This is a genomic window from Hymenobacter miniatus, from assembly GCF_016427455.1.
Classification (GTDB): domain Bacteria; phylum Bacteroidota; class Bacteroidia; order Cytophagales; family Hymenobacteraceae; genus Hymenobacter; species Hymenobacter armeniacus.
Genome location: NZ_JAELXR010000005.1, coordinates 129882 through 146735, shown reverse-complemented (window position 1 = coordinate 146735; position 16854 = coordinate 129882). Strand labels below are relative to the sequence as shown.

At 65.7% G+C, this 16854-nt stretch carries 16 protein-coding genes; 10 read left to right on the top strand and 6 right to left on the bottom strand.

From position 1 onward, the window contains the following. Positions 1 to 31 precede the first annotated feature (31 nt). Complete coding sequence (locus JAO73_RS09600; RefSeq protein ID WP_233169069.1) at positions 32 to 1771, bottom strand: M14 family metallopeptidase; 1740 nt, start codon at positions 1769 to 1771, stop codon at positions 32 to 34. 105 nt (positions 1772 to 1876) lie between these two features. On the opposite strand from JAO73_RS09600, the gene surE reads away from it, so the two are divergent. Continuing rightward, on the top strand, positions 1877 to 2743 hold the full coding sequence (gene surE, locus JAO73_RS09595) for a 5'/3'-nucleotidase SurE (RefSeq protein WP_190922388.1): 867 nt from the start codon (positions 1877 to 1879) through the stop codon (positions 2741 to 2743). Positions 2744 to 2767: 24 nt separating this feature from the next. On the opposite strand, the gene JAO73_RS09590 is transcribed toward surE, so the two are convergent. From JAO73_RS09590 to JAO73_RS09580, 3 genes are all read right to left on the bottom strand, one after another. Continuing rightward, the gene (locus tag JAO73_RS09590) at positions 2768 to 3004 is read right to left on the bottom strand and encodes a hypothetical protein (protein WP_198976844.1); all 237 of its coding nucleotides are present in this window, start codon (positions 3002 to 3004) and stop codon (positions 2768 to 2770) included. A gap of 24 nt (positions 3005 to 3028) precedes the next feature. Next, entirely contained in the window at positions 3029 to 4408 is a 1380-nt protein-coding gene (locus JAO73_RS09585) for a sensor histidine kinase (RefSeq protein ID WP_198976843.1), read from the bottom strand. A 115-nt stretch (positions 4409 to 4523) separates the two neighbouring features. Continuing rightward, positions 4524 to 5204: a response regulator transcription factor gene (locus JAO73_RS09580; RefSeq protein WP_198976842.1), complete on the bottom strand. Its 681-nt coding sequence runs from the start codon at positions 5202 to 5204 to the stop codon at positions 4524 to 4526. Positions 5205 to 5358: 154 nt separating this feature from the next. Between JAO73_RS09580 and JAO73_RS09575 the strand changes: the two genes are divergently transcribed. From JAO73_RS09575 to ligA, 8 genes are all read left to right on the top strand, one after another. Beyond that, positions 5359 to 6003 (top strand): phosphoglycerate mutase family protein, encoded by a 645-nt coding sequence (locus tag JAO73_RS09575; RefSeq protein ID WP_198976841.1) that lies wholly within the window; start codon positions 5359 to 5361, stop codon positions 6001 to 6003. 51 nt (positions 6004 to 6054) lie between these two features. After that, positions 6055 to 6579, top strand: coding sequence for a histidine phosphatase family protein (locus tag JAO73_RS09570; protein ID WP_198976840.1), 525 nt, complete (start codon positions 6055 to 6057; stop codon positions 6577 to 6579). A 75-nt stretch (positions 6580 to 6654) separates the two neighbouring features. Continuing rightward, positions 6655 to 8100, top strand: coding sequence for a M20/M25/M40 family metallo-hydrolase (locus JAO73_RS09565; RefSeq protein WP_198976839.1), 1446 nt, complete (start codon positions 6655 to 6657; stop codon positions 8098 to 8100). Between the two features lie 71 nt (positions 8101 to 8171). Then, complete coding sequence (locus JAO73_RS09560) at positions 8172 to 10007, top strand: S8 family serine peptidase (RefSeq protein WP_198976838.1); 1836 nt, start codon at positions 8172 to 8174, stop codon at positions 10005 to 10007. An 8-nt stretch (positions 10008 to 10015) separates the two neighbouring features. Then, positions 10016 to 10759 carry a hypothetical protein gene (locus JAO73_RS09555; RefSeq protein WP_198976837.1) on the top strand — a complete coding sequence of 248 codons (744 nt, stop codon included), beginning with the start codon at positions 10016 to 10018 and terminating at the stop codon, positions 10757 to 10759. A gap of 149 nt (positions 10760 to 10908) precedes the next feature. Continuing rightward, positions 10909 to 11526: a hypothetical protein gene (locus JAO73_RS09550; RefSeq protein ID WP_198976836.1), complete on the top strand. Its 618-nt coding sequence runs from the start codon at positions 10909 to 10911 to the stop codon at positions 11524 to 11526. A 57-nt stretch (positions 11527 to 11583) separates the two neighbouring features. After that, entirely contained in the window at positions 11584 to 12186 is a 603-nt protein-coding gene (locus JAO73_RS09545) for a DUF4920 domain-containing protein (protein WP_198976835.1), read from the top strand. A gap of 141 nt (positions 12187 to 12327) precedes the next feature. Further along, the gene (gene ligA, locus JAO73_RS09540; RefSeq protein ID WP_198976834.1) at positions 12328 to 14430 is read left to right on the top strand and encodes an NAD-dependent DNA ligase LigA; all 2103 of its coding nucleotides are present in this window, start codon (positions 12328 to 12330) and stop codon (positions 14428 to 14430) included. Positions 14431 to 14492: 62 nt separating this feature from the next. Here ligA and JAO73_RS09535 read toward each other — a convergent pair whose 3' ends face one another. Together JAO73_RS09535 and JAO73_RS09530 are read right to left on the bottom strand one after the other, a co-directional pair. Then, a complete protein-coding gene (locus tag JAO73_RS09535) occupies positions 14493 to 14738 on the bottom strand; it encodes a hypothetical protein (RefSeq protein WP_198976833.1) in 246 nt (81 codons plus the stop codon). Positions 14739 to 14825: 87 nt separating this feature from the next. Beyond that, the gene (locus tag JAO73_RS09530; RefSeq protein WP_190922400.1) at positions 14826 to 15743 is read right to left on the bottom strand and encodes a polysaccharide deacetylase family protein; all 918 of its coding nucleotides are present in this window, start codon (positions 15741 to 15743) and stop codon (positions 14826 to 14828) included. A gap of 132 nt (positions 15744 to 15875) precedes the next feature. Between JAO73_RS09530 and dapA the strand changes: the two genes are divergently transcribed. After that, positions 15876 to 16760: a 4-hydroxy-tetrahydrodipicolinate synthase gene (dapA, locus tag JAO73_RS09525; protein ID WP_198976832.1), complete on the top strand. Its 885-nt coding sequence runs from the start codon at positions 15876 to 15878 to the stop codon at positions 16758 to 16760. Positions 16761 to 16854 lie beyond the last annotated feature (94 nt).

The following is a 16854-nucleotide window of genomic DNA, read 5'->3' as shown; positions in this document are numbered from 1 at the left end:
CACGCCTGTTTACCATTGGTCAAAGCTGGCATCAACGTGCCGCTTCTACGCGGCCTTGGCCCAGCCAACGCACCACCGGGTAGCGGTTGTGGCCCGGCTCGTGGTAGGCCGAGTTCAGGTACACCCATTCGAGCTGGGCAGGGCCGTTGGCAGCAAAGGCGGGGTTGTCCTTTTTGAGCTTCTCCAGCCGGTCGCGCAACGGGGCATCGCGGCGCAGCAGGTCGGCGGCCAGGTCCTCAAATACGTAGTCGGAGAAATGCTCTTTTTGCTGCAGCACGCTGTCGAAGAAGCCCCAGGCAAAGAACGAGTCGGTGGCCTGCGGCTCCAGGGTTTCCATCAGGTAGCGAATGGGGGCCGCGTTGTTGAGGTACACCACAAAGTCGCCGGGCTGGAAGCTGGCGGTTTCGCGCACCGTGCGCAGCCGCACTTGGCTGTGCACGTAGTGGCCTTCGAAGGGCTTGGAAGTGGTTTTGAAATCTTCGAAATAGTAGGTTTCAACGGGCACCGTCACCTCGGTGGCCAGCGGCTCCAGCGTGGCCCCGTTGCGCCGCAAAAGGTCCACCACTTCGGCCCAGGCTCTGGGAATGAGGTAGGCGGTGGGCCGGGTGGCCGCCACCGTTGGCGTGAAAGTGTTGAAGTATTTCACCGGCCGGGTGAAGGGCGCGGCGCGGTCGTAGTAGAGGCGAGGCTGGCCGCTCACTTCGCTGGGCTTCATCTTGCCCTCGTAGCCGCGGAACTGCACCGTTTCGTATTGGCTGTCGTCCAGCTCCCAGCCCAGAGGGAACCGGGTTTGGGCCGCCATGTCGGCGGCGGCCTGGGCGCGGGCCGCCGCCAGCGCGGGCGCCTGCTGCCCCACGGTTTCGAGCATGGTTTTCAGGAAGTCATAGGTCGAACGCACGCGGGGCGCGAAGGCCTTGAGCATGTGCGTCTCGGGCATGAAGCCAATGGTGTTGAACAGGGCCGCGTAGCCCGTCGAGTACCGGGGCGTTTCCAGAAATGCCTGCAAGCCGCTTTCCGGCGTTTTGCCCTCAAAGTCCACGTAGGGCGTCATGGGCCACTTCTTTTGCTCCATGCCCTTGTAGAGAGCCGGCAGCAGCTGGCCCTGCAGGTAGGTGCTCAGCGCCGGGGCCAGCTTGCTGTGCTGGGTGGCAATGAGCGTCATGGTGTACTGGTAGTCGGCGCCGTTGGAGGTGTGCGTTTCCACAAATACATCGGGCTGCCATTTCTGAAACAGGGCCGCAAACGAGCGGGCGTTGCGCGATTCCTGCTTGATGTAGTCGCGGTTCAGGTCCAGGTGCCGGGCATTGCCGCGGAAGCCGTACTCGGCCGGGCCGTTCTGGTTCACGCGGGTGGTGGCGTTGCGGTTCAGCATGCCGTCGATGTTGTACACGGGCACGATGACCACCGTCACGTTGCCCAACAGCTTCTGCAGGCTTTTCTGCTGCATCAGGTCGCGGGCCAGCATCATGCTGGCGTCGATGCCCTCGGGCTCGCCGGGGTGAATGCCGTTCTGGATGAACAGAATGCGCCGGTTTTTGCGGCGCGTGCTGGCCGGGTCGGCGTCGCCGTCGGGGCTGAGCACCACCTCGTGCAAGGGCAAGCCGGCGTCGGTGGGGCCGGCCTCGGCCACGTGCAGGTGCTGCGGGTAGGCGGCGGCCAGCTTCTGGTAGTAGCCGATGCACTCCGCATAGGTGGCCGTGGTGTTGCCGGCGGGGTCGTTTTCGAAGGGCGTGCGCCACGCGGCGGCCGGCGGAGTGGGGGAAAGGGACATCAGCGAAGCGAGAAGGAGAGCAAACATGGCCGCAAATTCACTCCAAAACCCGAACCACGCCCTACGCGCGCCGTACCTTTGGCCGCATCACCCATTTGCTGCTTCATGTCCGACGCCCCCGCTCGCCCCCTGATTCTGGTTTCCAACGACGACGGCATTACCGCCCCCGGCATTCGCCACCTGGTCGAAATCGTGCAGGCGCTGGGCGCCGAAGTAGTGGTGGTGGCCCCCGACGCCCCGCAGTCGGGCATGGGGCATGCCATCACCATCGGCCACGCCCTGCGCCTCACCAAAAACCCGGTCTTCGGGCCCGACGTGGAGGCCTACGAGTGCTCCGGCACCCCGGCCGACTGCGTGAAAATCGCCAAACATTACGTGCTCAAAGACCGCACGCCCGACCTCGTGGTGTCCGGCATCAACCACGGCTCCAACGCTTCCGTGAATGTGCTGTATTCGGGCACCATGTCGGCGGCCATCGAAGCCGCCATTGAGGGCCTGCCCGCCGTGGGCTTTTCGCTGTGCGAATACGGCCCCAACGCCGACTTTTCGCACGTGGCCGAGTGGGTGAGCCAGGTGTGCCGCCATGCCCTCACGCACGGCATTCCCACCGGCACGGCCCTGAACGTGAACATTCCCAAAAACTCCGACACGCCCATTGCCGGCCTGCGCCTGGCCCGGCAGGCCCGCGCCAAGTGGCAGGAGGAGTTCGACCGCCGCCTCGACCCCTACCAGCGGCCCTACTACTGGCTCATCGGCTCGTTCGTCAACCTCGACCACGGCACCGATACTGACGAGTGGGCGCTGGCGCACAACTACGTGTCGGTGGTGCCGTGCCAGTTCGACCTCACCGCCGCCCACGGCTTGGCCCACCTCAGCCAGCAGTGGCAGCTGCCGCTGCCCATGGCCACCGAGGACGCCTCGGCACCCCAGCCCATTGCGGCCCAGGACTACGGCGTAGCCGCACCGGAGTAGCCACGGGTGGTCCGCCCGGGTCCGTCAGGAGCCGGCGTGGTGGCGGGCAAGGCGCTTCGGGGCCGGCAGGGGCCGCACCAGCTTGGTGGGCATGGGCACGTGAGCCGCTTTGCGCACCACCACGGGGTGGGCGGTGGCCGTAGCCGCGGTGCCGGCACCCAGCCGGTGCACGGCCACCAGCTCGACGGTCACGGCGATGGCGACCACGAGCAACAGGCCCGAAATCAGGAGTTTCAGCAGAATTTGCACGGGGAATTCCATAACTCCCCGAAGTTACGTTCACCCCTATGAAGAGGGCATGAACCCGGCCGCCGACCCGGCTTCGGGCCCGAACTCCAGCACAAACGCCGTGCCCTGGCCCAGCTCCGACTCGGCCCGAAGCGTGGCCCCGTGAAAGCTGGCAATGGTTTTGGCAATGGGCAAGCCCAGGCCGTAGCCCTCGGGCGAGCCCGGCGCATTGGCGTGGAAGCGCCGAAACCGGTCGAACAGGTAAGGGAGGTGGTCGGCCGCAATGCCCGGGCCGGTGTCTTCCACCCGCAAGGTGTAGCTGCCTTCGGGCCCCGGCCGCCCCACCACCCGGATGTGGCCGCCCTCGCGGTTGTATTTAATGGCGTTCGAGAGCAGGTTGCGCAGCAGCGTGTGCATCAGGCTGGCGTTGGCCCGCGGGCGCACGTCGTTGCCGGTCAGGTCCACTTCCAGGGTGATGTCGCGCTGCTGGCGGCGGTCGTCCAGCTCCTCGGCCACGTCGGCCACCACGGTGCCCAGGGCCACGGGCTCTTCGCGCAGGTACTGTTCGTTTTCGATGTTGGCGATGAGCAGCAGCGTGCGCACGGTGTTGCGCAGGCGGTAGAGCGTGCGCTGCGATTCCACAATCTGCTGGGCGTGCACCTCGGGCAGGGTGGGGTCTTGCAGCATGTTCTCGAAACGCGACTGCAGGATGCTGGCCGGGGTGAGCAGCTCGTGGCTCACGTTGCTCATAAACTCCCGTTCCTTGGCGAAAGCCGACTGCACCTGCCGCATCAAGGAGTTCAACCGGTCGTCGAGCCGGCGGAAGTCAGTGGTATCAGTTTCAACGGGTTCAAAGTTAAAATCCGACGGCTGGCGAATGCCCCGCAGCTTGCGCACGATGAGCTCGCGCAGGGGCGCCAGCAGGTAGTGCGCCACGGCGGCGTCGGACACCACCGTGAGCAGCGTGGCGGCAATGAGCACCCACAGCGCCAGCTGCCGCAGGGTGGCCGTGAGCAGCTCCACGGTTTCGAGCGAAGAGCCGATTTCGAGGCGAAACGCCCGCCGGGCGGCCCCGCCGGGCGGGCGGGCAAAGCTCAGGATGCGGAAGTCTTCCACCTGCTCGTCCACCTGCCGGGGCTCCTCGAAAATGCGCTCGGGTGGCAGCGGCGCGCCGGCCGGCAGCGGCGTCACGGTGATGTATTCCTGCTTAAAAATGTTGTAGTCGGCGTAGGTTTCGGCGCGCTCGCCCCGCTCAAACGCCACCAGGCCGTCGCGGGCAATGAGGGCCAGCACCCGCCGCTGCTGGTCGCGCAGGCGGTAGTCGGTGTGGGCCACGGCCACGCGCTGCACAATGGGCGGAATGACCAGCACCCCCAGCAGCACCAGCAGCAGCTTGGAAACGGCATTCGAAATGGCCAGCTTGGCTTCGAGGCGCATCTTTGGGCAATGGGTGAATGGGTGAATGGGCGAATGGGCGAATGGGCGAAGAAAACAGCGGTAGTGCTAAAGCCCATCCGCCCATTTACTCATTCGCCCATTCACCCATTGCCAACTATTCCGCCGCGCGGTAGCCGATGCCGCGCACCGTTTCGAGGAAGTCGGCCGGGCCGAACTGGGCCAGCTTCTTGCGCACGTTCTTGATGTGCACGTCGATGTAATTGGAATCGGAATCGTCTTCCAGCACGTTGCCCCAGAGGTGCTCGCCCAATTGCAGGCGGGTGAGCACGCGGCCGCGGTGCAGCAGCAGGTAGTGCAGCAGGTCGAACTCCTTTTTGGTAAGGGGCACTTCCTGGCCGCCGTGGCGCACCAGGCGGGCGTTGGGGTCCATGCTGAAGCCGTTGCCGAAGGTGATTTCGGGCCGCTTCAGGTTGAATTTGCGGCGCGTGATGGCCTGCATGCGGCTGGTGAGCTCCAGCAGCGAAAAGGGTTTGGGCAGGTAGTCGTCGGCCCCGAGGTCGAGGCCGCGAATGCGGTCGTCGAGCGCGCCCCGGGCGGTGAGGATGATGAAGGAGGCCTCCTGGTTTTCGTTGAGGCGGGCCTCCTTGAGCAGGTCGAGGCCATCGCCGCCGGGCAGGCCCAGGTCGAGGAGCACAAAGTCGTAGCTGCTCACGTACAGTTTCTCCGAGGCTTCGGCGTAGGTGTAGGCCGAGTCGACCAAATACTGGGCCTGGAGCAGGAATTGACGCATTTCCTGGTGCAGGCTTTTTTCGTCTTCGATGAGCAGGACGTGCATGGCGTGGGGCGGGTAAGGGTCGGAATGAGGTTAACGGGTGCAACATACGCCACGGCGGCCTGAAGGGCACATGAAGCAAATTCGCGCTCCGGCAGAAAACCATTCGGGATTGTGGCGTAATTTGCTCGGGCAACCCGTAGCCCATTCTTCTCCCATGACTGCACGTTTTCCTTTCCGTTTTCTCGTTCTGCTGGCCGTATTGGCCGGTTTTGCCAGCCGCCCGGTGGCCGCCCAAACCAAAGCCGCCCCCAAAACCAAGGCGAAGCCCATCGTAACGACGATTTACATCGTGCGGCACGCCGAAAAGGATTCTACCTCCAACCCCGCCGACCCCACGCTGTCGGCCGTGGGTCAGGTGCGGGCCCAGGCCCTGCGCCAAACCCTGGAGCGCCGCCACCCCGCCGCGCTCTTCACCACCAACACCGTGCGCACCCGCGCCACCCTGGCCCCGCTGGCCGCCGCCACCAAGCTGGAACCCAAGGAGTATGACCCGCGCCGGGGCCGCGACCTCGCCGACCTCATTCTGAAAGAGTACGCCGGCAAGTCGGTGGTCATCGTGGGCCATTCCAACAACGTGCTGTCGCTTGTCGATGACTTCGGGGCCGTGCCGCCGGTCGACGAAATCGGCGAAAATGAGTACGACTACCTGTTCACCGTGCGCGTGGCCGAGGGCGTGTCGCCCACGGCCGAAGTGCGCGGCTACGGCGCCGAGCGCAAGCCCGCCGGCAAGGGCAAAGCGCCCCAAGCGGCCATGGCCCCCGCGCCGTTGGCGGCCCCCGCCGCCGCGCCCGTAAAGTAGCCTGTAGCGTAGTCATTGCCCTGCCTTATGCGCTTTCGTCGGTTGCTTTCGATGCTGGTTGTCGTCGCTTTGGGCGGCCTAGCCAGCTGTTCCTCTCACGAAACGGGGCCGCTTTATCCGCCGGTGGCGGCCGCGCCCACCACCGTGTACTTGGTGCGGCACGCTGAAAAAGACAACACCTCGTCTTCGGCCGACCCCGCGCTTTCGGCCGCGGGCGAAGCGCGGGCCCAGGAGCTGAGCAAAGTGCTGGCCGGTTTAGGGCCGGTGGCGCTGTTCACCACCGACACCCGGCGCACGCGCGCCACCCTGGCTCCGCTGGCTGCCACCACGGGCTTGGTGCCCAAAGTGTATGATGCGCTGCAGCCAGCCGTGCTGGCGGCACTCATCAAAACGCAGTATGTGGGCAGCACCGTGGTGGTGGTGGGGCATTCCAACACCGTGCTGCCGCAGATAGAAGCGCTGGGCGCCGTGCGGCCGGTGGCCGACATTGCCGACAGCGAATACAATTACCTGTTTAAAGTGAGTCTCATCGAAGGCGCGGCCCCGACCGTGACGGTGAGCAAATACGGGCAGTAGCCGGCCGGCGTCGGCCCGCCGCCGTACTTTCGCCCGGCCCGGCGCTACTGGCGGGCGCGTTTTGGTTGTTGCCTTATGCTGTATTCCGTTCCCAAAGTTCTGGTCAGCGCCGCCGTGCTGCTGGCGTTGAGTGTGCCCGCCACGCAGGCCCAGGTGCGCCGCAAGGCCAAACCCGCGCCGGCCGCGGCCCCGCCTTCCAAGACCGATAAAACCGACTCGGTGGCCCTGCGCAAAATCTTCGACGAAGCCTTGCTGCGCGGCGAGAGTTACGAAAACCTGCGCTACCTCACCGGCAACATCGGGCCGCGCCTGTCGGGCTCGCCACAGGCCCAAATGGCCGTGGACTGGGGCAAGGCCACCATGGAAAAAGCTGGTTTCGACCGCGTGTACCTGCAGGAGGTGATGGTGCCGCACTGGGTGCGCGGCGGCAAGGAAAAGGGCGAAATCGTGGGCAACAAAGGCAAGGAAATCAAGGTGCCGGTATGCGCGCTGGGCGGCTCGGTGGGCACCGGCGGCAAGCTCAAGGCCGGCGTGGTGGAAGTGCACAGCTTCGACGAGCTGAAAAAGTTGCCCGATGCCGCCGTGAAAGGCAAATTCGTGTTCTACAACCGGCCGTTCGACGACGCCCTGATTGAGCCGGGCGCCGCCTACGGCCGCGCCGGCGACCAGCGCCGCAGCGGCGCCATTGAGGCAGCCAAGCGCGGCGCCGTGGGTGCCCTGGTGCGCTCCCTCACCAGCGCCCGCGATGACAACCCGCACACGGGCACCATGCAGTACGACCCGGCCGTGGCCAAGGTGCCCGGCGCCGCCCTCAGCACCAATGCCGCCGACCAGCTCAGCCAGCTGCTGAAAGCCAACCCCGAGCTGCAGTTTGAGCTGGAAATGGAGTGCACCACCCTGCCCGACGAGAAAAGCTACAATGTGGTGGGCGAAATCCGGGGCAGCAAGTTCCCGCAGGAAATTATCACCGTGGGCGGCCACCTCGACTCTTGGGACCTGGCCCAAGGCGCCCACGACGACGGCACCGGCTGCGTGCAAAGCATCGAGGCGCTGCGCCTGCTGCGCGCCGCCGGCTACAAGCCCGAGCGCACCGTGCGGGCGGTGCTGTTTATGAACGAGGAAAACGGCGCCCGCGGCGGCAATGAATACGCCCGCCTGGCCGCTCAGAACAAGGAAGTTCACGTGGCCGCCATCGAGTCGGACGGCGGGGGCTTCACGCCGCGCGGGTTCGGGCTGGAGTCGGACGCCGCCACCCTGGCCAAAGTGGCCAGCTGGGCGCCACTGCTCAAGCCCTACAATGTCGACGACATCACCGCCGGCCACGGCGGCACCGACATCGAGCCCCTGAAAGCTGCCGTGCAGCCCAAGGCCCTCATCGGCTATAAGTGCGACTCGCAGCGCTATTTCGACATTCACCACACGGCCGCCGATACCTTCGACAAGGTGAACCGCCGCGAGCTGGAATTGGGCGGCGCCAGCATGGCCTCCCTGATTTACCTGCTGAGCAAATACGGGCTGTAGCCGGCGGCCAACACCAGCAAACAAACCGGCCAGCGGATGGGTCAGGAGCTAGGAAACGTGAGAACCCGACTGTGAACAAAAGGTCTTTTAACAAGCTGTGGCGATGCCTGGGCGCGGGCGTGCTGCTGCTCCCGGCGCTGGCCCGGCCCGCCGCCGGGCAGGGGAGAAGCGCCGAGCCCGTGGCCCGGTACTGGGTGACGCTGCGCGACAAAAACGGAGTGCGGTTCGATGCCAGCCAGTACTTCTCGGCCGAAGCCCTGGCCCGCCGCGTCCGCCAGCACTTGCCCGCCTTCGATGCCACCGACCTGCCCGTGCGGGCCGATTACGTGGCCGCCGTGGCCGCTGGCGTCGACACCGTGACGCTGGTGAGCCGCTGGTTTAATGCCGTGGCGTGCCGGGCCACGCCGACGCAGGCGCGGGCCCTGACGGCGTTGCCGGGTGTGCGGGCCGTGATGCCTTGGCCACTGCGGGAAGCACAAACTGCCAGGTTTTCGGCGGCGAAGCCTCCTAAGCATGCTGACCAAATCCCGCATTCTCCCAAGCCATTGTCGGCCAACGACTACCTGCTGGCCCGACGCCAAACCGCCCACCTCGACGGCCCGGCCCTGCGCGCCGCCGGCCTCGATGGGCGCGGGATGCGCATTGCGGTGTTTGACGTGGGCTTTCGGGGGCTGCCCGACCATCCGGCGTTTCAGCAGCTGGTGGCCGACAAGCGCATTGTGGCCACCCACGACTTTCTGCGCCACAGCGACAACGTGTTTTTGGGCGGCAGCCACGGCACCGAGGTAATGGGCTGCTTGGCCGGCCGCCTGCCCGGCCGGCCCGAGGGCCCGGTAGGCCCCGCCCTGGGCCTAGCACCGGCCGCCGACTACCTGCTGGCGCGCACCGAGCAGCTGCACCGCGAGCGCTACGCCGAAGAAGAAGCTTGGCTGGCCGCCGTGGAGTGGGCCGACCGCCTCGGGGCCGACATCATCAACTCGTCGTTGGCCTACACGGAGCAGCGCTATTTTCCTGAGCACATGGACGGCCGCCGCAGCCTGATAGCGCGGGCCGCCAACCTGGCCGCCCGCAAAGGCATGCTGGTAGTCAGCGCCGCCGGCAACGACGGCGACAACGACTGGGTGCGCATCGGCACGCCGGCCGACGCCGACTCGGTGCTGGCCGTGGGCGGGCTCGACCCCGAAACCGGCCTGCACGTCGACTTCAGTTCCTACGGCCCCACCGCCGACCGCCGGCCCAAGCCCAACGTGGCGGCCTTCGGCATTGTGCTCACCACCACCACCGACGATTACGAGCGGCTGGAAGGCACCTCGTTCTCGTCGCCGCTGCTGGCCGGGCTGGCGGCCTGCCTGTGGCAGCAGCAGCGCCAGCTCACGGCCATGCAGTTGTTTCGGGCCCTGGAGCAGGCGGCGGAGCTGTATCCGTACTTCGACTACGCGCACGGCTACGGCCGGCCGCGGTTTGCGCGCTTCAGCCCGGGCAAGGGCCTGCCGGCCGCCGCACCTTCTTTCGATTTTGTGCCGCACGACAGCCTGGTGGCTGTGGTCATCCGGGCCGAGGCGGCCGTGCGGCCCGCCGAGGTGCTGCCGCTCATGGCCGACCAAAACGGCGCGGTGCTGGCGGCCGAGCTGCTGGCCGATGACAAGGCCCCGGCCGATGGCAACACGCCCCGCGTGGGCCGCGAGCAGCCCGTGCCCGGCGGCAGCACCCCGCTGGCGCCCCTGCCCGAGCCCAACTACCCGGCCTACCTGTACTGGAACCTGGCCGACCGCCGCGGCGTGCTGCACCGCTACGAAGCCCGCGCCGTGACCCAGCGCCTGGTGCTGCAGGTGCCGCGCCGGCTGCTGCGCGGCGGGGAAGTGCTGCGGGTGCACTTTAAAGGCTATACCGGAAGCTATTCAGAATGAGCAAGGCAATGGCATCCTACTTTCAACGCAAGGCCGTTGCGTCAAGGCACCAGATGGTGATGCTGACGGGCTTGCTGCTGGCCCTGCTGGCGCGGCCCGAGGTGCGGGCCCAGCAAGTGCTGGTGCAGGCCAACGTGGCCGACGATACCATCAAAACCACGTTCGGGCCCAACCGGCGCTACTTCGCGCACGGCTACTTCGGCTACGGGCTGCTGGCGGGCGGCGCGGGCACGCCGGTGCGCTACGGGCTGGGCTCGGCCGAGCTGCGGGCGGGCGGGCGCCTCAAGGTGCGCTTCTCCCAAAGCCTGGCCCTGAATTTCGACCTTGGCTACGCCTACCAGCACCTCGACCTGGACCAAACGCCCGGCAAAACCGTGCCCACGCCCACGCTGCACCGCCGCGAAAGCCTGGGCCTGCACCAGGTGTACGCCGAAACCAGCCTGCGCTTCAATGCGGGCCGGCGCGGCAATTCGGTGGGCCGCTACCTCGACCTGCTGGCGGGCGGCGGCTGGGTGGCCGGCACCAGCCACACCACCGAAGACGAGCCCGGCCCCGGCATCGGCTCCGTCGAGACCACCGAGCGCGGCTTGCCCTACCTGCGCCGCTGGACCGGCACCGCGGGCGCCCGCCTCGGCATCGACCGCTACGCCTTTGTGGTGCGGCGCCGCTTCACGCCCGCGTTTGCGCCGGCCTACGCTGCCTGGCCCGAGCTGCCCCGCTGGGTGCTGGGCCTGGAAATCGGCCTGTTTTAGCGGCGATGTGCGGCCCGCTAAATCTTCGGGCTGGGGTTTGTCGTAAAAAGTGCGCTGGCCGCGTGGCGGCTGGTGGCGCGTATAGCCATAGCGCCATTTTCCTCCCTTACCTTCGTGCATCCGGCCACTTCGAGCGCCGGTATTTCTACATGAAAACTCATTCCTTTAAAGCCGCGGCCGTGTTAGCGCTGGCCGCGGGCCTCGTTCAACTTTCTTCCTGCGTCAGCACCGAACGGGAAGTGAGCTCCTCGTCTGCCGACCCGCGCACCACCTACACGCCGCCGCCGGCTGGCTCCCGCGCGCGCGTGAGCAACAAGACCGTACTCAACACGGTGAGCACCACCCACGCTTTCTCGAACCCGGCCGCGCCCGATAATTTCATTTTGGAGCTGCGCGGGCCCCGCGTCATTACGGCCCAGGCCCACCTCATCGTGACCAACAGCAAGGGCGACACCCTGCGCCACGAAGTGCTGCCGGCCCGCGCCCTGCTCAGCGAAAAGGCACTGGCCGACCCGCGGGCCGCCAGCGTGCGCGACCAGGAAATTGCCATTCTGCAGGGCATGAATAATTTCTTTGCGGATGGCCACTTCATTCAGCCGGCCGTGGCGCCCGGGGCCGAGCAGCCCGCCGAGATGGACACCAAAACCTGGGCCGCCCTGCGCGAAGACCCCGCCACCGTGGGCTTCGATTTTGTGGGCGCCGGCGGAGCCGAGCACCGCATCGCCTTTGCCCGCAAGCTGGGCAAAGCCGTCATCATCAGTCAATAACAGGCTTGAAAAAGCTTGCTTTCCTGAAAATCCACCGTTTCTCTATTGCTTTTCCCCATGAAGTTCTTTCTTTCGTTCGTTGCCGTTTTAGTGGCCATCCTGCTGTACATCCGGTTTGTGCCTTCGGCCCCCATCAACCCCGTGCTGCCCGTGGAGCAGGGCCAGGAAGAAGTGAATGGCCATAACTCCGAAGTGCCCAAGGGTTCGGGCGAGGAGGAAGAAGCCGGCGAAGAAAACCACAGCAGCACCAGCATCGCGCCCGTGGCCCCCGGCCAGACCTACGGCGCCGCCATCAGCCCCGACGGCGCCCTGCCCATGACGGCCCTGAACACCGCCCTCGGCGCCCGCGACTCGGCCCAAGTGAAGCTGGTGGGCAAGGCCTCGGCCGTGTGCCAGGCCAAAGGCTGCTGGATGACGCTGCCCACCGCCGACGGCAAGCAGATGCGCGTCCGCTTCAAGGACTACGGCTTTTTTGTGCCCAAAGACCTGAGCGGCCACGACGTGGTGGTGAGCGGCTGGGCCTACCGCAGCACGGTGCCCAAGTCGGATCTGCAGCACTACGCCAAGGACGCGGGCAAGTCGGAAAAAGAAGTTGCCGCCATCACGCAGGACGAGCAGCAGCTCACTTTTATGGCCGACGGCGTGCGCGTGGTGAACTAACATTAGCCCCTGAGCTTGAAAGAAGTAGAAAGGCCACCCGCGGAGGTGGCCTTTTTCGTTGCGTAACGCAAGTAAAAACGCTGGCGTAGCTTGCGCCAGTAGAATCCCTGACCTCTTTTGCCCCCGTCTGGCGCCCCACTCATGCCCGATACCCCCGACGTTCAGCAGCGCATCCTGGCCCTCACCGAGCGCCTGCACCACCTCAACCACCAGTATTACCAAAACGACACTTCGGAAGTGTCGGACCAGGAATTTGACCAGCTGCTGGCCGAACTGCAGCAGCTCGAAGCCGCGCACCCGGACCTGGCCCAGCCCAACTCGCCCACGCGCCGGGTGGGCGGCACCATCACCAAGCAATTTCCGACGGCGGTGCACCGCTTTCCGATGCTCAGCCTGGGCAATACGTATTCGGAAGACGACCTGCGCGAGTTCGACGAGCGGGTGCAGCGCGGGCTGGAAGGCGCGCCCTACAGCTACGTGTGCGAGTTGAAGTTTGACGGCGTGGCCATGAGTTTGAGCTACGAGCAAGGCCAGCTCACGCAGGGCGTGACGCGCGGCGACGGCACCCGCGGCGACGTGGTGACGCCCAACGTGCGCACCATCAAAACGCTGCCGCTGGCCCTGCGCCCCGGCCCCGACCAGCCCCAGGATTTCGAAGTGCGCGGCGAGGTGTTTATGCCCCTGCCCGTGTTTGCGGAGCTGAACGCCGAGCGCGAGCAAAACGGCGAAGCCCTGCTGGCCAACCCGCGCAACGCCGCCAGCGGCACCCTCAAGCTCCAAGATTCCAGCCAAGTAGCCGCCCGCAAGCTGCGCTTCTACGCCTACGCCTTGCTCACGCCGGGCCGCCATTTCAGCAGCCACAGCGCCGCCCTGGAAGCCCTGAGCCGCTACGGCCTGCCCGTATCGGATACTTGGCGCCGCGCTTCCGGCATTGAAGAAGTGCTTGACTTTGTGCACCACTGGGCCAAAAAACGCTTTGAGCTGCCCGTGGCCACCGACGGCATTGTTATTAAGGTAGACAACCTGCGCCAGCAGGACCAGCTGGGCTACACCGCCAAAAGCCCGCGCTGGGCCATTGCGTACAAGTACCCGGCCGAGGCCGCCCGCACCCGCCTCAACGAAGTAATTTACAACGTGGGCCGCACCGGCGCCGTGACGCCCGTGGCCATGCTCACACCCGTGCCGCTGGCCGGCACCGTGGTGAAACGTGCCACCCTGCACAACGCCAACCAGATTGAGCTGCTCGACCTTCGCCTTGGCGATACCGTGTACGTGGAGAAGGGCGGCGAAATTATCCCCAAAATCACGGGCGTTGACCTCTCGGCGCGTCCTGCGGAGGCTGTTCCCATCCAATACCCCACCGAGTGCCCGGCCTGTGGCACGCCGCTGGTGCGGCCCGAGGGCGAAGCCCATTTCCGCTGCCCCAACGAGCGGGGCTGCCCGCCGCAGCTGAAGGCGCGGCTGGAGCACTACGTGTCGCGCAAGGCGCTGAACATCGACGGCCTGGGCGCCGAAACGGTGGGCCGCTTTTTTGAGCTGGGCATGGTGAAAACGGTGGCCGACATCTACGACCTGCCGGCCCGCCGTGCCGAGCTGGTGACGCTGGAACGCCTCGGCGATAAGAGCATCGACAACCTCATTGCCGGCATCGAGGCCAGCAAGCAGGTGCCGTTTCCGCGGGTATTGTTTGGGCTGGGCATCCGCTACGTGGGCGAAACCGTGGCCCAGAAGCTGGCCGCGCACTACCGCAGCATCGACGCCATGATGGCGGCCTCGGCCGAAGAAATGGCCGCCGTGCCCGAAGTGGGCGGCGTGATTGCCGCACAGGCGGCGCACTGGTTTCAGCAGCCCGAAAACCGCGAGCTGATTGAGCGCCTGCGCACCGCCGGCGTGCAGCTGGCCGTGACCGGCGAGGCGCCCGTGCCGGCCTCCGACCGGCTGGCGGGCCTCACCTTCGTGATTTCCGGCGTGTTCGAAAACCACAGCCGCGACGAGCTGCAGCAGCTCATCATCTCCAACGGCGGCAAAATCACGGGCTCCATCAGCAAGAAGCTGAGCTACTTGGTGGCCGGCGACAACATGGGGCCCGCCAAGCGAGAGAAGGCGCTGGGTTTCAAAGTGCCCATCATTTCGGAAAGTGAGCTGATGGCGCTGCTGCCCAATCCGGACGAGGCCCCGGCCGCTGATGAAGCCATTGATGCACCGGCTGCTTCGGGGCCGGGCGTGCAAGGGTCGTTGTTTTGATGCAGATTAGTCACAAAAAAAGCCCGTACAGAAACTGTACGGGCTTTTTTTGTGCGACGGTTTTAATGGATTGAATGCGCAAACCAAAAAAGCAAACCGGCCAGCAGCACCGTCAGCAGCGCAAAAATGATGACGACAAGTCTGTCATTAAGCCGGCCTAACGCCATTCGAATGCCGGTTACCAGCGAGGCTTCCAGCAGGAAAAAGGGCAGCGGTATCAGAGCCCCGGGTACGATGAAGTAGGTGTTATGCATCTGGATTTCCAGCGTGGGCTGCAACAACTGCTTGAACCCGAGCAACCACGCCATAAAAAAGAAGGAGGACCCCCAGCAAGCCAGCAACCACGCTGCCTCCACGGCGATTCTCCTTCCCACAGGCTGAGGTGGCTTGGCCACTTAGAAGCTCTGCACGATGTTGTTGCGCAGCGTCTTGGGCGACCAGTAGCCGCTGGCGATGATGCGGCGGATGGTGAACAGCGGGTCGTTCTGGTCGCGCTTCTCGGCCAGCGAGAAGGCAGCCACGAAGCCGCGCTTCTTCAGCTCTGGAAAAGCCTGCGGGTTCCAGAGGCCGAAGGGGTAGGCGAAGTAGGTGATTTTCTTGCCCGTGATTTCTTCCAGGGTTTTGGTGGGCTTGTCGATTTGGGTTTCCCAGTCTTTGCCCTGGTACTTCTTCACGTTGTGGTGGTCCCAGGTGTGCGAGCCGATGACGTTGCCCTCGTCGGACAGCTGCTTCACCATGGCCTTGGTCATGTAGTGGGGGCGGCCCAGGCTCACGGTCATCACGAAGTACATGGCCTTATAGCCGTACTGGTCCAGCGTGGGCCGGGCGATGGTGAACTGGTCCAAATCCGTGTCGTCGAACGTGAGCATGATGGGCTTGCTCGGCAGCTTGGCGCCGGTGGTCATGTAGGCGTAGAGCTGGTCGGGCGAAACGGTATGGTAGCCCGAGTCGGCCAGCATCTTAATCTGGGCCTTGAAGGCTGCGATGGGCACGATGTAGTCCTTGGCGCCTTTGGAGTCACGCGCGGTCCAGTCCCGAATCTGGTGGTAGCACAGGATGGGCACCTGCGGCCGGGCCAGGATGGCGGCGGCATTGCCGGCGCTGGCGGCCGGAATGGTGGAGGGGTCGGGCGCGGGCACGGCGTTGGCCTCGTCGGCCGCGGTGGCTTTGGTGCCGGAGGTTTCGGCGGCGGCCGGGTCCACGGCCTCCACGGTGGCGGAGCTGGTGGCGGTTTCGCCGGTGGTGGCAACTTTGGAGTCGCAGGCAGCCAGCGACAGCGCCGCTAGCAGGAGGGAAGCAGAGGGAAATTTCATGGCAACGGGGCCGCGTCGCACGCGTCCGCCCACGCGGGCGGCAGGAAAAACGAGAGTAGTCGCCGGCAATGGCGCGCCGGGTGCGTGCGACGCACCCCTACCTTTGCACAAAACTACTTCCCAAAGCCCGGCATGACCAACACAAATTCCCGCCTTCCGCTCTTTCATGGCACCGGCGTGGCCCTCATCACCCCGTTCACTTCCGACTTTACGGTGGACTACGCGGGGTGGCGCCGCCTGCTCGATTTCTGCATCGAAGGCGGCGTGGACTACCTCGTGGTGAACGGCACCACCGGCGAGTCGCCCACCACCACGGCCGACGAAAAAACCGAGCTCCTGCGCATCGCCAAAGAGCACGTGGCCGGCCGCGTGCCGCTGGTGTACGGCATCGGCAGCAACGACACGACCGCCGCCGTGGAAGCCCTGCGCACCACCGACCTCGACGGCATCGCCGCCGTGCTGTCGGCCAGCCCGGCCTACAACAAGCCCAGCCAGGCCGGCCTGGTGGCACACTACCACCGCCTGGCCGACGCCAGCCCCGTGCCCATCATTCTCTACAACGTGCCCGGCCGCACGGCCTCCAACATCACCGCCGAAACCACGCTGCGCCTCGCGCACCACCCCAACATCATCGGCATCAAAGAAGCGAGCGGGCTGATGGAGCAGTGCCTGACCATTGCCGCGCGCAAGCCTAAGGACTTCCTGCTGCTCTCCGGCGACGATGTGCTGACGCCGGCGCTCATTGCCTGCGGGGGCGAAGGCATCATCTCGGTGCTGGCCAACGCCTTCCCCAAGCGCTTTGCCGACCTGACCCGCGCCGCCCTGGCTGGCGATTTTGCCACGGCCCGCGAAGGCCTGTTCCGCCTGCTGCCCCTCAACCCGCTGATGTATGAGGAGAGCAACCCCGTGGGCGTAAAAGCCGCCCTCGAGGCCTTGGGCGTGTGCGGTGCCGCCGTGCGCCTGCCGCTGCTCGAAGCCACGGAAGGCCTCAAGGAGCGGATTCGGAAGGCCCTGTAAGGATGGGATAAGTTCAAACAGAAAGCCCCGGTGCTGCGCAGCGCCGGGGCTTTCTGGGAAAGGAGGTGTCTGGTATTGACAGGACGTATTGCTG